At 44.0% G+C, this 22,488-nt stretch carries 13 protein-coding genes; 10 read left to right on the plus strand and 3 right to left on the minus strand.

Annotated elements, in window-relative coordinates:
* Positions 1–64 precede the first annotated feature (64 nt).
* From QTN95_RS02835 to QTN95_RS02845, 3 genes are read right to left on the minus strand one after another with little or no spacing between them, the layout of a single operon-like run.
* The gene (locus tag QTN95_RS02835; protein WP_331416256.1) at positions 65–2,698 is read right to left on the minus strand and encodes a PqiB family protein; all 2,634 of its coding nucleotides are present in this window, start codon (positions 2,696–2,698) and stop codon (positions 65–67) included.
* Positions 2,691–3,950 carry a paraquat-inducible protein A gene (locus QTN95_RS02840; protein WP_331416257.1) on the minus strand — a complete coding sequence of 420 codons (1,260 nt, stop codon included), beginning with the start codon at positions 3,948–3,950 and terminating at the stop codon, positions 2,691–2,693. The genes QTN95_RS02835 and QTN95_RS02840 overlap by 8 nt, the downstream gene beginning before the upstream one ends.
* A 36-nt stretch (positions 3,951–3,986) precedes the next feature.
* Positions 3,987–5,783, minus strand: a complete 1,797-nt coding sequence (locus tag QTN95_RS02845) for an ABC transporter ATP-binding protein (RefSeq protein WP_331416258.1) — start codon at positions 5,781–5,783, stop codon at positions 3,987–3,989.
* An 86-nt stretch (positions 5,784–5,869) separates the two neighbouring features.
* Here QTN95_RS02845 and QTN95_RS02850 point away from each other — a divergent pair, with 86 nt between their 5' ends.
* The 10 genes from QTN95_RS02850 to rlmKL all read left to right on the plus strand — a co-directional run bounded on the left by QTN95_RS02850 (position 5,870) and on the right by rlmKL (position 22,488).
* Complete coding sequence (locus QTN95_RS02850) at positions 5,870–6,343, plus strand: GAF domain-containing protein (protein WP_138972359.1); 474 nt, start codon at positions 5,870–5,872, stop codon at positions 6,341–6,343.
* A 99-nt stretch (positions 6,344–6,442) separates the two neighbouring features.
* Positions 6,443–7,072: an RNA chaperone ProQ gene (gene proQ, locus QTN95_RS02855; RefSeq protein WP_138972360.1), complete on the plus strand. Its 630-nt coding sequence runs from the start codon at positions 6,443–6,445 to the stop codon at positions 7,070–7,072.
* A 17-nt stretch (positions 7,073–7,089) separates the two neighbouring features.
* Positions 7,090–9,087 carry a carboxy terminal-processing peptidase gene (prc, locus tag QTN95_RS02860; protein WP_331416259.1) on the plus strand — a complete coding sequence of 666 codons (1,998 nt, stop codon included), beginning with the start codon at positions 7,090–7,092 and terminating at the stop codon, positions 9,085–9,087.
* A gap of 136 nt (positions 9,088–9,223) precedes the next feature.
* A complete protein-coding gene (locus QTN95_RS02865) occupies positions 9,224–9,886 on the plus strand; it encodes a hypothetical protein (protein WP_331416260.1) in 663 nt (220 codons plus the stop codon).
* Between the two features lie 231 nt (positions 9,887–10,117).
* Complete coding sequence (gene pepN / locus QTN95_RS02870) at positions 10,118–12,724, plus strand: aminopeptidase N (protein WP_331416261.1); 2,607 nt, start codon at positions 10,118–10,120, stop codon at positions 12,722–12,724.
* A gap of 97 nt (positions 12,725–12,821) precedes the next feature.
* On the plus strand, positions 12,822–13,040 hold the full coding sequence (locus QTN95_RS02875; protein ID WP_269376760.1) for a DUF2835 domain-containing protein: 219 nt from the start codon (positions 12,822–12,824) through the stop codon (positions 13,038–13,040).
* 186 nt (positions 13,041–13,226) lie between these two features.
* Positions 13,227–18,068, plus strand: a complete 4,842-nt coding sequence (locus QTN95_RS02880; RefSeq protein ID WP_331416262.1) for an NAD-glutamate dehydrogenase — start codon at positions 13,227–13,229, stop codon at positions 18,066–18,068.
* Between the two features lie 87 nt (positions 18,069–18,155).
* Complete coding sequence (gene pyrD, locus QTN95_RS02885; protein ID WP_331416263.1) at positions 18,156–19,166, plus strand: quinone-dependent dihydroorotate dehydrogenase; 1,011 nt, start codon at positions 18,156–18,158, stop codon at positions 19,164–19,166.
* Positions 19,167–19,347: 181 nt separating this feature from the next.
* Positions 19,348–19,893 (plus strand): cell division protein ZapC, encoded by a 546-nt coding sequence (locus tag QTN95_RS02890; RefSeq protein ID WP_331416264.1) that lies wholly within the window; start codon positions 19,348–19,350, stop codon positions 19,891–19,893.
* 471 nt (positions 19,894–20,364) lie between these two features.
* The gene (gene rlmKL, locus QTN95_RS02895; protein ID WP_331416342.1) at positions 20,365–22,488 is read left to right on the plus strand and encodes a bifunctional 23S rRNA (guanine(2069)-N(7))-methyltransferase RlmK/23S rRNA (guanine(2445)-N(2))-methyltransferase RlmL; all 2,124 of its coding nucleotides are present in this window, start codon (positions 20,365–20,367) and stop codon (positions 22,486–22,488) included.

Genomic DNA, 22,488 nt, shown 5'->3' on the forward strand with positions numbered 1-22,488 from the left:
AAGGTCGGTGATTATAGCTAATTTCAATAAAAAACGCAGCGAATTCGCTGCGTTTCCCCATGGATTAAGGTTTTGGTATTGCTGTACGCCATGTGCGCCAGCTGTCTTCTGCTTTGGTATATAGGTAGAAGGACTGACCTTGACGAGCGATTGGCTCCAATTGTTTTTGCTCTGGCGTCGCAAAAGTTATTCCACCACGAACAATACTATCAATTGTGCCGGCTCTAACATTGGCACCGGTAATACCGATCGATACGTCGACGCCAGATGTGTTCCAGAAAACACTGTTTTGACGAACTAAATAGGCGTATTGAGGCTCAATAGCAATGGTCGATATGACGCGATCAGCAAATTCACCTAACTGAACATTGGTTACTTGACCGACTTCTATCTCACGATAGAGTACCGGTGTACCAACAGTGATAGAGCCGCGAGATTCACTTTGTAGGGTGAAGGTTATGCCGTTTATCGCCGGTTGTTGGTGGTTAAGTTCAAAGGCATATGTCGCTTTTCCGTTACCCGGTAACACGTTGATCGATTGTGCCAGGAGATTTTGAATGTTCTTCACACCACTAAGACCCACTTGCGCTTTAGGTAACCAGAAGTACGACCCAGCAACCGCAATTGTATTGGTGTATTCAGGTAATATACGCGCCTTGACTTCTACTCTGTTGAGTTTGAAGTCTGGAATAACCAAAGTGACCTCACCAACTTTTACTCCGTTATAGTTGATTGAAGTGCCTTTTGCGACTGTGTTTTCGCCATTGAGTGTCAATGAGATCACTTGGCCATATTTCCTTGCAGTCTTGAAGTCTGAGTAGAGCAACCATTTGTCGTTTTGCTTATTTTCGACTCCAGGCAGAGAATCGAATGCAATGCCTCCCTGAATCAAAGAGGTGAGTGGGGCCGCCTTAACGTTGATGCCTGCAAGGCTTGCATCTATCTCAACGCCTGAGCGGTTCCAGAATACGGTTTGATCAGTGACAAGGTGCTTATATTGATTTTCTATACTCGCGCTGATGATGACACCACCGTCGACCAAATAGAAGTCAGCAACATTACCCACTTGCAGATTTCGATACAACAGAGGACTGCCTTTACTGATCGAAGGTAATTCGTTAGCAAAAAGGGTCAACTTGGTAGAACCTGAGATATTGTACTTAGCGAGTTCAGCAAGTGACTTGTTTTGATAGAGCGTGTATTGCGCCTGTGGCTGAGCTTTTCCTTCACTAACGAAACTAATAGAACCCGTTAGAAGCTGTTTTGCTGGTGGCACGGTAATATTCAAGCCTGATTCAGTCAATTCGGCACTGGCGCTACCTGTCACGAAGAAGCGGTTTTGAGACTTAATAAGGTGCGCATAGTCGCTATCGATTAGCGCATCTAGCTGCACTTTGTCGTTAACTAGGCTCACTTGCGTTACCGAACCTACGCTGATACCACGGTAGAGGATGTTGGCACCCTGATCGAGTCCAAACGAATTGTCTGACACTAATTGAAGTGAGACAGAGCGGGCTTGTTGGCGTTTGAAGTCGTCTTTTCTTACTGCGCTAAAATGTCGTGAACGCTCGCCGTCACCAGGAACCACGGTCAGGAAGTTACCTTTAACGATGTTAGCGATGTTTTCTACTCCCGATAGAGAGACTTTCGCTTCTTCAAGAATGAAGCGGCTACCCGTTGTCAGCATGTCACTAAAAGCAGGCTGGATTGCCGCAGAAGCAACGATGTTCTCTCTACCATGACTCAACTCTAAATCTGTAATCTGTCCGATTTCGATACCACGGTACATAATTGGTGCGCCAGAAGCGTTGATCTTGTTGTCATCTGGTAAATCAATCTTTATTGCGATACCTCGACCAGCGGTTTTTAAATTTGGGTAGAGTTTAAACTGAGAGTTATCTGCAACAGGCTCACCACCATCAGGTGAGTCGACAGCAATAGAGCCTCCAAGCAGAGCACTGAAACTTTCCAGTTTTACATCAACCCCTTCGAATCCTATGTTGGCACCAATACCACTGACGTTCCAGAAGCGGCTATCGTCAGTGATGATGTGGCGATACTCATCGCGTATTGAGGCTTGGATGATGACGTTTTTCGAATCACGGTCAAGCTGATAGCTATACACTTCACCAATCGGTATCTTTCGATAAACGATTTGTGAACCGACCGAGATACCGCCTAAGTCTCTCGATTTTAGTGAAATATTAAGCCCTTGGTTTGCCAGTAAATCGGAGGGAGCACGCTCTAGAGCGGTAAACTTGGTCTCAGGCTCGGAAGGGTTATTACCTGGAGAAATCGCGATATAGTTACCCGAAACAAGTGCATCAAGGCCAGAAATCCCAGACAGACTCGCTGTGGGTTTGACCAACCAGAAACGCGCTTCTTTGGTCAGCAATTTCGTGGCTTGTGGGTAGATGTCCGCATCGACGTAGATACTCTGTAAGTCTGGGGACAAATTGATATCTTTCACCATGCCCACTTCTAAGCCTTGATAGCGAATGGTGGTTCTTCCTGCGATCAAGCCTTGTGCATCAGAGAAGTAGATCTGGACTCGTTGCCCGGCATCTTGCACGGCTTTGAACACCAGCCATCCTGCCAGTACCATAGTTAAGATTGGTAGCAGCCAAAGTGGTGATATTCCTTTATTACGCTTGATATGCGGGGAATATGAGTTTTGTGTGGGAGAAGGGTTACTCATTTAACGACTCTTTTCTATCAAATTCTTCTGGGTAATTGTCCCAAATTAGTCTCGGATCCATGCTTTCTGCGGCTAACATGGTGAGCACAACTACAATACCAAATGCGACCGCGCCATAGCCTGGTGTAAAGTCGAGAATTTGGCCTCTATCAACTAATGTCATCATGATCGAGATGACAAACAGATCCATCATCGACCAGCGACCAATCCATTTAATGACAAAATAGATGCGCATTCTGTGTTTGTGGTAAATCTTGCGTTTGAACTGTATCGCCAGTAACAGGTAAGACAGCCCTAGGATCTTGGCAACGGGAACCACGATACTGGCAACAAAAATGATGATGGCGATGCCAGTCATTCCACTATTCACTAACGAAGCAACGCCAGAAAAGATGGTATCTTCTAAGCGTTTGCCGTTAGTTAATAAAATGGAAATTGGAATGATGTTAGCGGGAAATATCGCAATACTGGCCGCGATGAGATAAGCCCATGTTTTTTGAATCGAGTACGGTTTGCGATGATGGATAGGGCTTTTACAACGCAAGCATTCCGTCCCTTCAGGTTGAGAAAGGTGACAGTGATGGCAGTGAAGCGTTTTTTCTGACAACGCGTATTGCTCTTCCGCATGAAACACTTCCCAGTATCGGCGCACGCTTACTCGTGTCACCAGTAGTACGGTAGAGACTTGCAGCAACACTAGACCAATCAAGCCCGGTCCAACGTAGATATCCGAGTAATCTTGGAGTTTGAAACACGAAATGGCGATGCTAACAAGAAAGACATCAATCATTACCCACGCTTTGACATAGTCAATAATTGACAGCGAACTCTTGAGCAAACGAAACGAGCCTTTGCTAAGCGCGATATGCGCCGCGACAACCGAACTACACAACAAAAGGGGCGCTATCGAACTGCAAAAGAAAATAAGCAGTGACAGGAGTACAAAACCTTCTTGAAAAAGTGCAAATACGCCGGAGGGTAAAGTCGCAGGAATCATCATGCCGAAAAGACGAATGCTTATAAACTCGAAAAAGTGCGAAGGAACAAACAGTAAAAGGCAAGTTATTGCAATCGCTAAATTGCCTGACAGAGAAGGATTCCCCCCTCGGTATAGATGACTATTGCATCTCGGGCAGTAGGCGCTTTTGCCTCTCTCCACAGAGACAAGGTCAACGGGTAGTTCACAGCCGTGGCAAAGCCTAATATTGGTTGGCTTGGAGCCATGAGCATGCAATACCTGAGGGGCGTTCATCGCAGCCCCTCTATATTTTTGGCACGAGAAAAGGACCTAAGCGTGACTTTGCACGTTGCCGTATAAGGTTTGATATAAGCCTTGCTGTTCAACCAATTCTCCATGAGTACCTGCTTGAGATACTTGACCGTCTTCAAGTACGTAGATCAAATCTGCCTGTTTAACCGCGGACAATCTATGTGCGACAATTAACGTTGTACGACCACGTAGAAACTCGGTAAGCGCTTTATGCAATGCGGCTTCTGTTGCAGTATCGAGTGCCGACGTCGCTTCATCCAAAATGACAAACTTAGGATTACTCAAGATCATTCTTGCAATCGCTAGGCGCTGACGTTGTCCACCTGACAGCCGAATACCATTGCGGCCTATTTGCGTATCAAGCCCATCACTGAGTTGACTGATGACATCTTGCATCTGCGCGACTTCAAGCGCGCGCCATAAAGATAAGTCATCATATTCTGAGCCTAGCGTCAGATTATGCCTTAAAGTGTCATTAAAGAGTATAGGCTGTTGTAATACAACGGCAATTTGCTCTCTAATTATCTCAAAACTGATATCATTTGTAGTTTGACCATTGTAGCGGATATAGCCGGAGTTAGGCTGATACACACCGATAAGCAACTGGATCAATGTTGATTTGCCCCCGCCGCTGGAACCGACCAGCGCCACTTTTTTACCCGCTGGTATGGTGAGGCTCAATTTAGAGAGGACTTGTACTTCATCATTGTAAGAAAAACTCACCTTGTCGATTTCAACATCGACTTCTCGATCATCAGTAAATGGATTCACCTTACTTTGAGGGCGATGTTCTTCTTCTAAATCTAATAGGGCATTGATCCGTTTCAGTGCGGCTTTGGCACTATACCAAGAAAACTGAATGCCAAGCAGTTCTTGAACAGGAGAGAGCATGAACCAAAGGTAGCCAAATACTGCGAAGATTTGACCTATGGTCAGGTCACTAAACAAGACCATTAACATTGCAACTGCGCGGAATAACTCAAATCCTAATAAAAATAGAAGGAAAGAGACTCGACCAGCGGCTTCCGATTGCCATGCATACTTATCTGCATCTTGGCGAATGTGGTCTGCATGGGTTTTTAGTTCGTTAAGAAATTCCCGTTCTCGATTTGCCGCTCTTAGTTGATAGATGCCATCTAAGGTCTCGACTAATCGATTCTGAAAACGTTCAAACGATTGATTTTCGCGCTTTTTAAGATGCTTTACTTTACTGCCTAGCTTACGCGAAAAATAGATTACAACCGGATTGACCAACAGAATAAACAGACCTAAACGCCAGTCTAGCCAGAGAAGAACCCCTGCGGTACCTATGACAGTCAACAGGCTGATAAGAAATTTACTGAGAGTTGAACCAATAAACTGATCGATGGTTTCTATGTCAGTAATCAAGTGAGCATTGATACCTCCAGAGCCACGAGTCTCATACTGCCGAATGCTGATACGGCCCAGTTTATCGATCATTTTGCTACGCATTTGATACGTAATGGTTTTAGATACCAAAGTAAACTGACGGCTCTGTACGATGGAAAGTGCTTGGCTAGCCGTACGCATAAGTACAACTAGCAGCAGGGTCAAAAAGATATAGCCAGTTGCTGTCTGCATTGAATCAGGTAACAGTTGGTTCATCACTTTAAGGCCCGTACCGGGTTGGTTGAGCAACACTTCGTCGACCATAAGTGGCATCAACAATGGAATGGGCACACTGATTAAGGTGGCGATGAAAGCAATGACATTGGCAAATATCAGCTTATTGCGGTGTTGTTTTACTTGTGTTATCAACCAAGAACGGCTAATAGTGTTGGAATTGTTAGTCATTGTAATGAGAATGCTTACTATTTGTAGTTTGCGAAATTGTACGCAGATTCATAGTGGAAGTCTCTAGTTTTCAAATGGATGTATAAATGAAAATAGAACATTATCAACGCTTAACCAAACAAGTCATCGCACTTATCGAATCTGAGACCGATTTGATCGCCAATTTGTCAAACATCAGTGCTTTACTCAACATGGAACTTGAAGAGTTAAATTGGGTTGGTTTTTATCTAATGAAAGATGACCAACTGGTGCTTGGTCCGTTTCAAGGCAAGCCTGCATGTGTGCGCATTCCGGTAGGGCGTGGAGTCTGTGGAACCGCGGTCGCGACCAACACGGTTCAGCGTGTTCATGATGTGCATGAGTTTGAAGGACATATCGCCTGTGATGCAGCGAGCAACTCAGAGATCGTGATTCCATTTTCGATTGATGGTGAAATGTTTGGTGTGTTGGATATTGATAGTCCGAAAGTGGGGCGATTCAATGAAATCGATGAGCAGGGGCTAACTTTTTTGATGCAGGAAGTAGAAAAGCTGCTTAATTCACACGCTATCAAGGCATAAATTATCTATTGAGTGTGGTTTTTCGCTTGCAGGTCACTATAATACCTCAAATATTTAATCTTAATGCTCGCGGATGAACCGCAATAACCAGGAACCCACATGGAAAACACTGAAAAGTTAAAAAACAGCAAAGAAGTTATCGCATATATTGCTGAATGTTTCCCTAAGTGCTTTACTTTAGAAGGTGAAGCTAAACCACTTAAAATTGGTATCTTTCAAGATCTTGCGGATCGTCTAAGCGATGATCCTAAAGTAAGCAAAACTCAACTTCGTGCAGCGTTAAGACAATACACTTCATCATGGCGTTACCTTCACGGTGTTAAGCCTGGTGCAGTACGTGTAGATTTAGATGGCAACCCAGCAGGCGAGCTTGACGAAGAGCACGTAGAACACGCAAAAACAGCACTAGCTGAAAGCAAAGCTAAAGTGCAAGCTCGTCGTAAAGAGCAAGCGACTAAAACTCGCGAAGAAAGTAAAGAGAAAGCTAAGCCTGCGGCGAAGAAGCCTCAAGGCCGTCGCCCGCAACAAAATAAAGTACAAAAAGCCGCTAAGCCTGTAGAAACGCGTGCTCTGAATGCTGACGAAGTGAAAGTTGGTAATCAAGTAAACGTCAATATGGGCAAAGGAAACATGGCTGCGACTATCGTTGAAATCAATAAGGAAGATGTGCGTGTTCAACTGACTAACGGCCTACAAATGGTTGTAAAAGCGGAGCACTTGCGCGCATAAAGGAGATACTCCTACGCATGAAATGCCGTTCAAAATTGTCGCTGATTGCTGCTAGCTTATTGCTAGCAGCTTCTACTGCTCATGCTTTAGAAGCAAATATCAGTTTAGAGGACCTACCAGTCCTGACTCCAGAAGCTCAGCATGAGACAGCCAGCAAACGTGTCACATCTCGCTTTACACGTTCTCATTACAAACACTTCTCGCTAAACGATCAATTTTCTCAAGCTATTTTCGAACGTTATATCGAAATGCTTGATTACAATCGTAATATCTTTACGCAAGCGGATATCGACTCTTTCAAAAAATGGACATCAGGAATCGATGACCAATTGAAAGCGGGAGATAACCAGATTGCATTTGATGTCTACAATCTGTCAATCAAGCGTCGTTATGAACGTTTTAAGTATGCTTTGTCTATCCTCGATCAGGAGATGAGTTTCGATAATGATGAAACCATTGAGCTTGATCGCAGTGAAGCCGCATGGCCAGCCGATACCGCAGAGCTTGATGAACTTTGGCGTAAGCGAGTCAAGTATGATGCGTTGAACTTAAAGTTAACGGGCAAAGATTGGGATGAGATTAAAGACACGTTAGGCAAGCGTTATAACAACGCGCTCAAGCGTTTAGGTCAAACTCATAACGAAGATGCGTTCCAGCTCTACATGAACGCATTTGCTCGTCAGATTGATCCTCATACTAGCTATCTTTCACCTCGCAGTGCAGACCAGTTTCAAACTGATATGAATTTGTCGCTTGAAGGTATTGGTGCGGTACTGCAAATGGAAGACGATTACACTGTTATCCGTTCGTTGGTGGCTGGTGGCCCAGCGTCGAATAGTAAGCTTCTAGCGGAAGGTGATCGAATCATTGGTGTTGGTCAAGATGGTGAAGATATCGTTGATGTCATCGGTTGGCGTCTTGATGATGTTGTTCAGCTAATCAAAGGACCGAAAGGCACCAAGGTTAATCTGCAAATCTTGCCTGAAGGCAAGGAAGCGAAAGCGGATGTTGTTACCATCGTTCGAGACAAAATCCGTCTAGAAGACCGAGCGGTAAAATCTGAAGTGATTGAGAAGGATGGCAAAAAAATTGGTGTTCTAGAAGTACCAAGTTTTTATGTCGGACTTGCAAAAGACACCGATAAACTTATCGAAGAGCTCAAGGGCAAGGGTGTTGATGGCATCATTGTTGATCTTCGTAACAACGGTGGTGGTGCACTCACTGAAGCAACAGAACTTTCCGGTTTGTTTATCACTAGCGGCCCTGTTGTCCAAGTGAGAGACAGCTATGGTCGAGTCAACGTCAATAGTGATACCGACGGTAAGAGCAGTTATGACGGTCCATTAACGGTATTGATTAATCGCTATAGTGCTTCCGCTTCAGAGATTTTTGCTGCGGCAATGCAAGACTATGGGCGTGCCATTATTTTGGGTGAAAACTCTTTCGGTAAGGGAACGGTTCAGCAACATCGTTCGCTAAACCATATCTACGATCTTTTCGACAAAGAGTTGGGTTACGTTCAGTATACCATCCAAAAGTTCTATCGTATTGATGGTGGTAGTACACAAAACAAGGGTGTCGCCCCAGATATAGCGTTCCCTACAGCGATAGATCCAAGCGAAACGGGTGAGTCGGTAGAAGACAATGCACTGCCTTGGGATAGTATTGACAAAGCTAAATACGAAATGTTACAGCGTAATGAGGCATTGATTGGTAAGCTTGCCGCTAACCACCAAACTCGTATTGCTAAGGACCTAGAGTTTCGTTTCGTGGCCGAAGATATTGAAAAATACAAGGCAGAGAAAGACGATAACTCTTTGTCGCTCAACGAAAAAACACGTAAAGCGGAAACCGATGCAGCAGACGCACGCCGTTTAACTCGAATTAATGAGAGACAAAAAGCAGCAGGTCAAGAGCCGTATAAGACACTGGATGATATCCCTAAAGATTATGAATCGCCGGATGCCTACCTTAGCGAATCGGTAGCGATAATGGTTGATATGATTAAATCTTAATTGAAATCAATCGATTAAAAAGCGAGTCATTTGGGCTCGCTTTTTTTATACAATAAAATATTGTGATAAAGATCAATTTTTTTAGCTAAATATACCTGACGTGCCTAAGCTTAAAGAAAAGAGTGAGGAGCACGTGATGAGATTGTTAGCTCTAATATCATTAATTTTTAGCCTTTCGGTGCTCGCTGATGGAGTGAAAGACAACAGCGATTTAACTCAGTTCGATCAACCGTTTCTGCTAGGAGACTGGTACCTCGTTAATCCTAATCCTGAACAGTCGCAGGAAAACTTTTTAGCGATCAAGCTGTCCCTGGATTCAAACTATAGTTTTAAGATTGATATTCAGAAAAGGGACTATTCAGTCGACCACTGGGAAGGGTTGTACACAGCCAATGAAGATACTTTGGTTCTTGGATTGAATACTTCAGAGCCTCAAATGTACGAGTATTCAGCCAACCACAATTTACTCAGTTTAAATGGCGTTACTTTCACTAAAGCGTTGTCCAACGCATTGTCTGGTATGTGGTCGAGTGCACATTTGGGTGGCGATGATATTCATGCCAGCGACGTACAAAAGTTGGATCTGATTTTACAGCCAGATTTTGTCTTTATGTTCCGGGTGAGTAATGATGATGGCGATGAGGCGATACACAAAGGTGTTTACTATACAGAGGGCGAGCACTTGGTGCTTCTCTATGAAAATGGTGAACATGAAACACGATACACGCTGAACCGAGATACGCTGACTTTGGAAATGGAAGAAGGCGCGCTGTATGCCGTATTAAATCGAATCCGTTGATAAAGCGTGGTAGAGAAATGTGCCCCTTGCTGACTAAATAGACAAACAGTTTGAGTTTTATGTCAACAATAGAGAAAAAACGAGGTATTTCGACATCGAACCTCGTTTTTTTATATCCAGAGTTGTAAGCTAATACGCAAATTGTAACGGGAAAATTCCCGAACTTTATTATTACTGCGCTAGACTTTTACAGCGCAATGTTCAGATGCATTCAGTCAGAAGGATTTCGACATGGCTCAGACTCCTCAAGCCAAGTACCGCAAAGATTATCAATCACCATCACACACCATCACTGATATTGATTTGACCTTTGATCTCTACGATAACGAGACGACAGTAACCGCGGTTTCTCAAGTTAAGCAATTTAAAGATGCAACAACACTTCGCCTAGACGGAGAAGAACTCAAGTTACAAAGTATCACCGTCAATGGTGAAGCTTGGTCAGACTACAGCGAAATTGAAGGTGGATTAGAAATTCATCAGCTTCCATCTGAGTTCACTCTGACGATTGTGACCTTAATTGATCCTGAAGCTAATACCGCTCTAGAAGGTCTGTATAAATCGGGTGGGGCTTTCTGTACTCAGTGTGAGGCGGAAGGTTTCCGTCGAATCACTTACTACATGGATCGCCCAGATGTTCTAGCGAAATACACCACGAAAGTGATTGCAGATAAAGCACACAACCCATTCTTACTCAGCAATGGTAACCGTATTGCGCAAGGTGAGTTAGAAGGCGGACGCCATTGGGTGCAGTGGCAAGATCCTCATCCAAAACCAGCTTACTTGTTCGCTTTGGTCGCTGGTGATTTCGATGTACTACGTGACAAATACGTAACTCAATCTGGTCGTAATGTTGAACTCGAAATTTTTGTTGATAAGGGCAACCTAGATCGTGCTCCGCATGCGATGACGTCATTGATCAACTCGATGAAGTGGGACGAAGAGCGTTTCGGCCTTGAATATGACTTGGATATCTACATGATTGTAGCGGTCGATTTCTTTAACATGGGAGCGATGGAGAACAAGGGTTTAAATATCTTCAACTCTAAGTTCGTATTAGCGAATGAGAAAACAGCGACTGACACTGATTATTTAGGCATTGAAGCGGTCATTGGTCATGAATATTTCCATAACTGGACTGGTAACCGTGTAACTTGTCGCGACTGGTTCCAACTGAGCCTTAAAGAAGGTTTGACTGTATTCCGTGATCAAGAATTTTCTTCAGATCTTGGCTCTCGTGCTGTGAATCGTATCAACAATGTAAGAATCATTCGTGGTCCTCAGTTTGCTGAGGATGCCAGCCCGATGTCTCATCCGATCCGCCCAGATCAAGTGATTGAAATGAACAACTTCTACACTTTGACGGTTTACGAAAAAGGCAGTGAAGTGATTCGTATGATGCATACCTTGCTTGGTGAAGAGGGTTTCCAAAAGGGCATGAAGCTGTACTTCGAACGCCACGACGGTACGGCCGCGACTTGTGAAGATTTTGTCTCAGCGATGGAAGATGCAAGCGGTGTTGACCTTAAGCAATTCCGTTTATGGTATAGCCAATCTGGAACACCAACATTACGCGTAGCGAGCGAGTACGATGCACAAGCAAAAACCTACACATTGACGGTTGAGCAATCGACGGAGCCAACTCAGGATCAAGCAGAAAAGCAGGCCCTGCATATTCCTTTTGATGTCGAGCTCTATGCGGTAAATGGAGAGATGATTGAGTTACGCTGTAACGGTTCTGTTGTTGGTAATGTTCTTGATGTGACTGAAGCGAAGCAGACATTTGTGTTTGAAGACGTTGCTGAAAACCCCGTTCCTTCATTGCTACGCGAATTCTCTGCGCCAGTAAAACTGGAGTATGATTACAGTGATGAAGAGCTGATTTTCTTGATGGTTCATGCGCGCAACGAGTTTGCTCGTTGGGATGCAGGACAAATGCTTCTTGCCAAGTACATTCGTACGAATGTCGAAAATGTTCAAGCTGGTGGCGAGGTTAAACTTGCTGAGGCGGTCATTGACGCTTTCCGCGGTGTACTTCTGTCTAGTGACCTTGAACCTGCATTCATTGCAGAGATGCTATCGCTACCAAGTTTCAATGAAGTGTTAGGTTGGTACAAGCAGGTGGATGTTGATGCGATTGCTAAGGTGCTGAAAGCATTGAAAGTAATTCTCGCCACTGAATTGAATGATGAGCTGAGTGCGATTTATCATAGCTCTAAGCAAGCCAAGTACTCTATCGAACATGCGGCAATCGGCCAACGCTCTCTTCGAAACACTGCTTTAGGCTTTTTGGCTTACACCGAGCAGGGTAACGAACTTGCCAAGACGCAATACGCTGAGGCTAATAACATGACTGACACCATTGCAGCAATGAGTGCCGCGAATAGTGCACAGTTAGAATGTCGTGAAGCATTAATGCAAGACTACAGCGATAAGTGGAAACATGATGGTCTTGTGATGGATAAGTGGTTTACTTTACAAGGTACCAATCCAGCGCAAGATGCACTTGAGGTGATCAAGAAGACGATGGAACACGAAGCGTTTAGTCTTAAAAACCCTAACCGTATTCGTAGCCTAATTGGTTCTTTCCTCAATATGAACCCAGTACGCTTCCATGCAAAATCTGGTGAAGGTTATCAGTTTGCGGGGGAGATCTTACGCGAGCTAAATAGTAGTAACCCGCAGGTAGCTTCGCGTCTGATCGATCCGCTGTTGAAGTTCCGCAAGTACGATACTGCTCGCCAAGAGCTTATCAAAATGGAACTAGAGGCATTAAAATCAATGGATAATCTGGCTAAAGACCTGTTTGAAAAAGTGACCAAAGCGTTGGAATCTTAATCAATATGGCGAAAACAGTAGCACTTTTTAGTGCTACTGTTTATTTATACAGCTGTCTATCACTGTCAGATAAAACGTGACTTTTTTGACCGATTTCATGAAGCATTACTATTTTACTCTCAACATCAGTTATCAAACTTTTCTCGCACACTACAGTGGGGCAGCAAGCAATGTTTTAGTGGTGACTGACAATGGCTTACGCCTACAATTGCCTGCATCGCGTTTCAGGCCTTTTCTTAGTCAAATTGGCCTAAAAGGGCGCTTTAGATTAACAACTGACCAAAATAATAAGTTTTTAGAGTTAGAACTTCTGTGAGCAACTGATTTTATAGAAGTTTAAATAGAACATCAGTCACATTATCAAACATTTCACCTCCTACCACTCCCAAAAGAATTAACTATTTATCAATAAAGCTTTTACAATAAAGCGGCATTACCCGTGTTAAGCACTATGCTTACAACATCCCCAAAATACATACAATTCTAATTGTGGAGTGTGATTATGACCGCGCGTGAAACATTGATGCCGGTTCTGCTTGAAAAAGTATACAAACTTATTCAAGACAAACTCGAGCTTGCTCATCAACCCCTAGTCACCCAACTTGCTCAACATTTATTTAGCAACATTTCTCAGGACGATTTGGTCGAACGTAACGAATCTGACTTGTATGGCGCAGTAGTGTCACTTTGGCACCATATTAATGAGAAAAAAGCTGACGAGATTTCTGTTCGAGTTTTTAATCCAACCGTAAGTCGCCAAGGCTGGCAATCAACGCATACAATCGTTGAGATTGTGGTACCTGATAGTCCATTTTTGGTCGACTCAGTAAAAATGGCACTAAGCCGCTTGGATCTTTCATCACACTTAATGCTTCATGGTCCGACTCAAATCGCTCGTTCTAAGACAGGGGCGATTACCGGTATTAACCAAGGTGAGGGCGGACTTCAATCTCTTTTCCATATTGAAGTTGACCGTCTGAGTGACAAAGAAGCGATGGCGGCACTTAAAGAAGAGCTGTTGAGCATTCTTAACGACACCGGCTTGGTTGTTAAAGACTGGTTACTGATGGTCGAAAAATTAGAAGAAGTGACCACAAAAGTTGAGGCGCAGCAGGGTAAGATTGAGATTCAGCGTGATCGTTATGATGAATCTATCCAGTTCCTACGCTGGTTAGGCAGTCATAACTTTACCTTCATGGGTTACAAAGAATACGATCTTGTTACTGTCGATGGTGATACAGAGCTTAGACCTACTGCGGATAAAGGACTTGGTTTGTTTGCAAGCCGTGACCGTGTTCGTACCGTCAAACTTTCGGACTTCCCTGATTCTGCACGACTAGAAGCAAAGAAACCTTTCCTATTGATCGTCACCAAAGGTAACCAACCTTCACGCATCCATCGCCCTGCCTATACTGACTACATTGGCATCAAGAAGTTTGATGATAACGGCAAGGTGATTGGTGAGCATCGCTTCACAGGTTTATACACATCAGCGGTGTACAACCAAAGTGTTGCGAGTATCCCTCTGATCCGTGAAAAGGTAGGCCGTATTCTTGAAGCGAGTGGCTATCGCGAAGGATCATACTCTTACAAAGCACTTCACAATATTCTAGAAAACTACCCAAGAGATGAGTTACTTCAAGCAAAAGAAGAAGAGTTGCTAGAAGTCGGTATGGGTGTTGTTCAGATGCAAGATCGCGATCTGCTGCGTCTGTTCGTTCGCAAAGACCCGTTTGGTCGTTTCTTCAGTTGTATGGTGTATGTGACAAAAGATCGTTACAACACAGAACTTCGCCGTCAAACACAGCGCATATTGAAACAGTATTTTGGCTGTGAACAAGAAGTCGAATTTACTACCTACTTCTCAGAGAGCCCTCTCGCTCGTACACATTACATTGTTCGTGTTGATAACAACAACATGGGCGTAGACGTCAAAACGATTGAGCAAAATTTAATGGAAGCATCTTCAACTTGGGATGATCGTTTATCAGAAGCGATCGTAGCGAACTTTGGTGAGAGTAAAGGCCTGCCTTTAGCGAAAGAATACCTTCGTGCTTTCCCTCGTTCGTACAAAGAAGATGTTATGCCTGGCTCGGCAGTTGCGGATATTGAACGTCTAGAAAAACTCAGTGATGATAACAAACTTGGAATGCTTTTTTATCGTCCGCAAGAGTTGGCGGCGGATTCGAAGTCTGTCCGTCTAAAGCTATACCACCGTGATGAGCCAATCCACCTTTCTGATGTGATGCCAATGTTAGAAAACCTTGGCTTAAGAGTGATTGGTGAGTCGCCTTATGAAGTTCGCAAAACGAACGGTCAAGTATTCTGGATCCTCGACTTCTCAATGCTTCATAAGAGCGAAAAGAGTGTTGATCTTCGTGAAGCTCGAGATCGCTTCCAACAAGCTTTTGCTGCTATCTGGGCAGGCGAACTAGAGAGTGATGGCTTTAACCGCTTAGTTCTTGGCGCTTCATTGACAGGTCGCGAAATTTCGATCTTGCGTGCTTATGCTCGCTACATGCGTCAAGTGGGATTCCCATTTAGTCAACAATACATCGAGGATACTCTTAGCCATTATCCTGATTTGGCGAAAGGTCTAGTTGATCTATTTACTAAACGTTTTGAACCAAAATTCAAAGGTAGCCAGAAAGGGCAAAGTGAACTGATTGCTCATATCACAGAGCAACTTGATCATGTCGAGAGCTTGGACGACGATCGGATCATCCGTCGTTACATGGAAATGATCACGGCAACACTACGCACTAACTACTATCAAGTCGACGATAACAAGCAGTTTAAGCCTTGGCTTTCGTTGAAGATGAAACCAACCGAGATTCCAGAGATTCCTCAACCGGTACCTGCGTTTGAAATCTTTGTTTATGCACCTGATATCGAGGGTGTTCACTTACGTGGCGGTAAAGTGGCACGTGGTGGATTACGTTGGTCTGATCGTCAAGAAGATTTCCGTACTGAAATCTTGGGATTGGTTAAAGCTCAGCAAGTTAAGAACACGGTCATTGTTCCTGTCGGCGCTAAAGGTGGTTTCGTTTGTAAACGTCAGCACACGCTTAACGGACGTGATGAGATTTTTGCTGAAGGTCAACGTTGTTACAAACGTTTCATCCGTGCATTACTAGACGTTTCCGACAACATCATTGAAGGTGAAGTTGTTCATCCTAAGAATGTTGTTCGTCATGATGAGGACGATCCATACTTGGTTGTTGCCGCTGATAAAGGTACAGCGACTTTCTCAGATTTGGCTAACTCTGTGTCAGAAGAGTACAACTTCTGGCTTGGTGATGCATTTGCTTCCGGTGGTTCAAATGGCTACGACCACAAAGCCATGGGTATTACTGCTAAAGGTGGTTGGGAATCGGTCAAACGTCATTTCCGTGAAATGGGCATAAACTGTCAGACCACTGACTTTACCGCTATTGGTGTTGGTGATATGGCAGGGGATGTGTTTGGCAACGGTATGTTGCTATCTAAACATATCCGTCTCCAAGCGGCATTTAACCACATGCACATCTTTATTGATCCTAATCCAGACTCAGCAACAAGCTGGGAAGAGCGTAATCGTCTGTTTAATCTACCTCGCTCTAGCTGGCAAGATTACAACGCGGATCTTATTTCTAAGGGTGGTGGTATTTTCTTGCGTAGCGCAAAATCAATTGCACTGACGCCTGAAATCCAGAAAATGCTGCGTACTAAGAAAACGTCAGTCGCACCAAGTGAATTGATCAAAATGATTCTATCTATGGAAGTGGATCTTCTATGGAATGGTGGTATCGGTACTTACGTTAAAGCATCGACCGAAACGCATACGGATGTTGGCGACCGTGCTAACGATGTATTGCGTATCGATGGTCGCGATCTGAAAGCTAAGATTGTGGGTGAAGGTGGTAACTTGGGTATGACTCAGTTGGGACGTATTGAATACGCTCTAACTGGTGGTCGTGTCAATACGGACTTCGTCGACAATGTTGGCGGTGTAGACTGTTCGGATAACGAAGTGAACATCAAGATCTTCCTAAATGGTTTGGTTGCCAATGGTGATCTTACTGTTAAACAGCGCAACGAGATCCTTGAGTCGATGGAAGATGAAGTGGGTCAGATTGTTCTGGAAGATGCTTACTGTCAGTCAGAATCGATTTCGGTGACTGAACAGCAAGGCACTTCTTTAGTCAAAGAGCAAATTCGCTTTATCCATACAATGGAAAAAGCAGGGTACCTTGACCGTGCACTTGAGTACATCCCTGACGATGAGACTCTAATCGAACGCGAAAAACAAGGCATGGCTCTAACTCGTCCAGAGCTAGCTGTGTTAGTTGCGTACGGTAAAATGGTGCTTAAAGAAGAACTGGTACACGAAGACATCGCCAATGATGAATTCCATGCACAGCAGTTAACTCATTACTTTCCAACCGAGTTACGCCGTAACTATTCAGCGCAAATGGTTAACCATCCGCTACGCTCTGAAATTATTGCTACTGCGTTAGCAAATCAGATGGTGAATGAGATGGGGTGCAACTTTGTCACTCGTCTTCAAGAAGAAACCGGAGCACATGTCGTTGATATTGCTAACGCTTATGTTGCATCACGTGAAATCTTCGGTCTTGGTCAAGTTCTCGAACATATCCGTAAGCTAGACAACGACGCATTAACGGTTGCTCAGTATGACATGATGTTCTACGTACGCCGTACTCTACGTCGTCTATCTCGCTGGATCCTACGTAACCGCAGTGGACGTCAGAGCGTTAAATCTTTGATAGAGCTTTACCAAGCTGATGTAGAAACCATCAAGCAACACTTGGATGATATGCTCGTTCCTTCCGAAGTGAAAGAGCACAACCAAATGGCTCAAGACTGGATCGAGCAGGGTATTGAAGCAGAACTTGCGAATTATGTTGCTCGTCTCTCTAGTTTGTACTCAGTACTGGATATTTCTACAGTGGCGCGTGAAAAAGGCAAAACTGTCGAACAAAGTGCAAAACTGTACTACAACCTAGGCGATCGTTTGTCACTGCACTGGTTCTTGAAACAGATTAATGGCCAAGCAGTAGACAACCACTGGCAAGCACTGGCACGTGCCGCTTTCCGTGAAGATCTAGATTGGCAACAACGTCAGTTAACAGGTCAAGTTCTCAGCTGTGCTTGTGCACCGGAAGATTTCGATGTGATGAAAGCGCTTGATGAGTGGATCGTGACAAATGAAGTATCGCTACATCGTTGGGAAAATATCCTCAATGAATTTAAAGTAGGTTCAGTGCATGAATTTGCAAAATTCTCGGTAGCGCTACGTGAACTGATGTTGCTTAACTTGAATTGTTCAGCAAATGAGTAAACGATTGCTATAATTCGTTGAATTAATCGGTAAAACATTTAATAATACAGCCCCGTTTACACGGGGCTTTTTTCTTTCGGAGGCACAATGCTTTACCGTCTAGCCAGAACTGGCTTTTTCCAACTTGATGCCGAAAAGGCACATGATCTTGCAATTCAAAACTTCAAACGTTTTACTGGCACACCATTCGATCTTCTTTATCGCCAGCAGTTACCACACCGTCCCGTCGAATGCATGGGTTTAACATTTCGTAATCCAGTCGGCTTGGCAGCAGGTTTAGATAAAAACGGTGAATGCATTGAAGCATTTGATGCGATGGGATTTGGCTTTGTTGAAGTAGGGACCGTCACACCGCGACCTCAGTCTGGAAATGACAAGCCACGTTTGTTCCGCCTGGTTGAAGCGGAAGGCATTATCAACCGTATGGGGTTCAACAACCTAGGCGTTGACAACTTAGTTGAGAACGTGAAGAAAGCTAAGTTCGACTGTGTGCTTGGCATCAATATCGGCAAAAACAAAGATACTCCGATTGAAAAAGGTGCTGAAGACTACCTAATTTGTATGGAAAAAGTCTATGAGTATGCCGGCTATATCGCGGTAAACATTTCATCACCAAACACGCCGGGATTACGCTCGTTGCAATATGGTGAAGCTCTGGATGAATTATTATCAGAGCTAAAAGTTAAACAGGCAGAGTTAGCCGAAAAACACGGCAAATATGTCCCGCTGGCACTGAAGATCGCACCGGATCTTAGCGATGACGAGATCAAACAGATCTGTCAATCACTGCTCAATAACAAGATTGACGCAGTCATTGCTACCAACACTACATTAGATCGCTCAATTGTAGAGGGTATGAAGCATGCTAATGAAGCAGGGGGACTAAGTGGTCGTCCTGTGCAACTGCGCAGTACTGAAGTGGTTCGCCGCTTACATGAAGAATTACAAGATCAGATCCCAGTAATTGGTGTTGGTGGTATTGATTCGTATGTTGCAGCAAAAGAAAAAATGATGGCTGGCGCTCAGCTGGTTCAGGTTTACTCTGGTTTCATTTATCACGGCCCAAGCCTAGTACGCGATATTGTAAAAAATCTCTAAAGTTTAAAGGCTTAGTGACATTGTCACTAAATCAATACGCCGAACAAACAGCATTAATTGAGAGGGAATGAGTTTTCATTTCCTCTTTTTTTTCATCTCTGAACTAATAAAATCCAGATATTGCTTGGAAAGGTAATTAAGCGTTTTACCTAATTTCACACAACAATACAGAGATGGAACGATGCTTAAACCCAATGACAAATGGACTTGGTACTATGATGACGCAGAACAGCATCTGATGTTGGATCTGGGTGATGATATGGTATTCAAGACCAACCTTCCACGTAAGCTGATTGTCGATTGCGCAATTGGCGTCAATGAATTCTCAGTTGATGATGCTTCTGCATTTCAAACTTACAAAGAGCAAATCGCGCTATTAGGTTTAAGTGAACCTAGACAAGCAGAGTTGGCTTTGTATTGTGTCGCAGCAAAGCGCTTCCATAAACCGGTACAACCTAAGAGCTGGTTTTTCGACAATCTGTCCGACGGACAGATGACCCCAGAAGAGGGTGACTTAATTCGTCTAAGCAACGCCTACAGCGACGGATATTTTATCGTTCTTGAAGTGGGAGAGTGCGCCAGTTTATGCGCGTACGTATGTTTGGAAGAGTTCGCTTTAAATGGCGCTAAAAGCCTTCAATTTGGACAAGCGATTAAAGTTATGCATGACCGTCTCGTGGTCTGCAACCATCATTTCCATGCTCAGCCAATCGCTTTGGTTAGCTGACATAAATTAGTTATCGTTCCTTTGTTTCATTTCCCGCCAGCTCAACGCTGGCATTTTTTTGCCTAAAATTTGGCTGGGTTGATACGACCTGGCAGTCAATTAAATGTGATTCTTGTACAAATTTTAACCGAACGAAGCGATTGATTTTTACTCACTAGAATACCTCTAGCGCATACAAGTGCACGTAAATTCCTCATTTAGCTGAAAACTGTAACTTAATTTCATCAAAAAGCGGCCTTGGTATAGACCAATTTCAATGAGAATAAGTATTCACTTCGGTCGGAGTGCTTGATTTTTCGTTGGATGAGTTTTCGAAAAGTTTGCCTAGTGAAATTTGGCTACAAACGATGAAGAGGCGAGTAAATGAACGTTTAAAGAGATAATTGATGGGAAATTCTGGAATGAACTAACGATAAAGTGATGATGTCAGGTATAATGCGGGGTCATTTTCTACAGAATAAAAACATCACTATGCATCAATATCTTGCGGTTACGTCCAATGGTTTAGAAAACCTATTGGTTGATGAGCTAACTAAGCTAGGGATCAACGACGCTAAGCCAGTACAAGCTGGTGTTCGCTTCAAGGCGAGCAACGAGCAGATTTACCGTTGCTGCCTATGGAGTCGTTTGGCATCCCGTTTTGTGCGTGTACTCTCAGAGTTCACCTGTAACGATGATATGGATCTCTATCTTGCCTCTTCTTCAGTGAACTGGGTTAATCAATTCCACAGTTCTAAGACGTTCGTCGTTGATTTCAATGGTACTAACCGCGAAATCCGCAATAGCCAGTACGGTGCAATGAAGGTCAAAGATGCCATAGTGGATTGTTATGAGAAGAAGAATCTACCTCGTCCTTCGATCAGTAAAGATCAACCTGATCTTCGTGTCCATGTGCGTTTGCATAAGGACAAAGCCATCCTTGGCCTAGATATGGTAGGTGGTGGTTTGCACCAACGTGGCTATCGTACAGAATCGGGTCGCGCGCCTCTACGCGAAACGTTAGCCGCTGCAATCATCCTCAGAAGTGGTTGGAGTGCGGATAAACCATTACTAGACCCAATGTGTGGTTCAGGCACATTACTTATCGAGGCAGCGATGATGGCTGCTAACATGGCTCCAGGTGTGGACCGCGCTAAGTGGGGCTTTGAGTCTTTAGAAGATTTTGAACCAGAGCTTTGGGCAGAGATTAAATCTGAAGCTTCAGTGCAGGCTCGCCGTGGTGTCAAAAAAATTGACACTAAGTTTTTCGGCTTTGATAACGATGCTCGTGTACTAAAAACAGCTCAAGATAACGCACGTCGAGCTGGCGTTGATTCATTGATTGAGTTCAAACAGGGTGACGCCGCAGAGATTATGCGACCAGAAGGATTCGAAGCAGGGGTTATTGTTTGTAACCCACCATACGGTGAACGTTTAGGCACTCATCCTGGTTTAATCGCTCTATACACCGCATTTGGCGCACAGCTAAAATCGCAATTTGGTGGATGTCAGGCATCAATTTTCTCTAGTTCAGATGAATTGCTGAGCTGTTTACGTATGAGAGCAGACAAGCAGTTCAAATTGAACAATGGTGCGTTACCGTGTCACCAGAAGAACTATTCTATTAGTGAGCGAGCTGCTCAAGACTCTAGTGACAGTGTCATAGAGTCATTGGTTGCGCCGGATTTTTCAAACAGACTGAAAAAGAACATCGCTAAGATTGGTAAGTGGGCGCGTAAAGAGAAACTAGATTGCTACCGTGTTTACGACGCGGATTTGCCTGACTATAACGTTGCAATTGACGTTTACCTAGACCAGTTGGTTATTCAAGAGTACGCCGCACCTAAGGACATTCCCGAAGAGAAGGCTAAGCGCCGCTTGACGGACATTATCCGTGCCACGATTCAAGTGACGGGTACACCGGCGAATAAGGTGGTACTTAAAGTACGAGAAAAACAGAAAGGTCGTGCTCAATACCAGAAGCTGTCTCAACAGTCAGAGACACTTGTGGTCAATGAGTATGGTGTAAAGCTTTCCGTTAATCTCCACGATTACTTGGATACGGGTTTATTCCTCGATCATAAGATTACCCGACGTAAACTGGGTGAAATGGCTCAGGGTAAGGATTTCCTTAATCTTTTTGCTTACACAGGCTCTGGCACCGTTCATGCGGCGTGTGGTGGCGCAAAATCCACAACGACGGTTGATATGTCGAATACCTATCTTGAGTGGGCGAAAGAGAACATGAAGCTCAACGGGCAGGTTGGTCGTCAACACCGATTTGAGCAAGCAGACTGCTTACAGTGGTTAGAGAAATCGACTGCTCAGTTTGATCTTATCTTTATCGATCCACCGACGTTTTCTAACTCTAAACGTATGGAACAGAGTTTTGATGTCCAGCGCGATCACATTCAGCTAATGAAAAACTTAAAACGTCTGCTTCGCTCTGGCGGTACGATAGTGTTCTCGAATAACAAGCGTCACTTTAAAATGGATTTAGAGTCGCTTGCAGACCTAGGACTCCAAGCGAACAACATTTCTCACCAAACGTTACCTATGGATTTTTCGCGCAACAAGCATATCCACAACTGCTGGGTGATAACACACAAGGAATAA

Origin of the sequence: Vibrio sp. M260112 (assembly GCF_036533775.1) — a bacterium.
GTDB lineage: Bacteria > Pseudomonadota > Gammaproteobacteria > Enterobacterales > Vibrionaceae > Vibrio.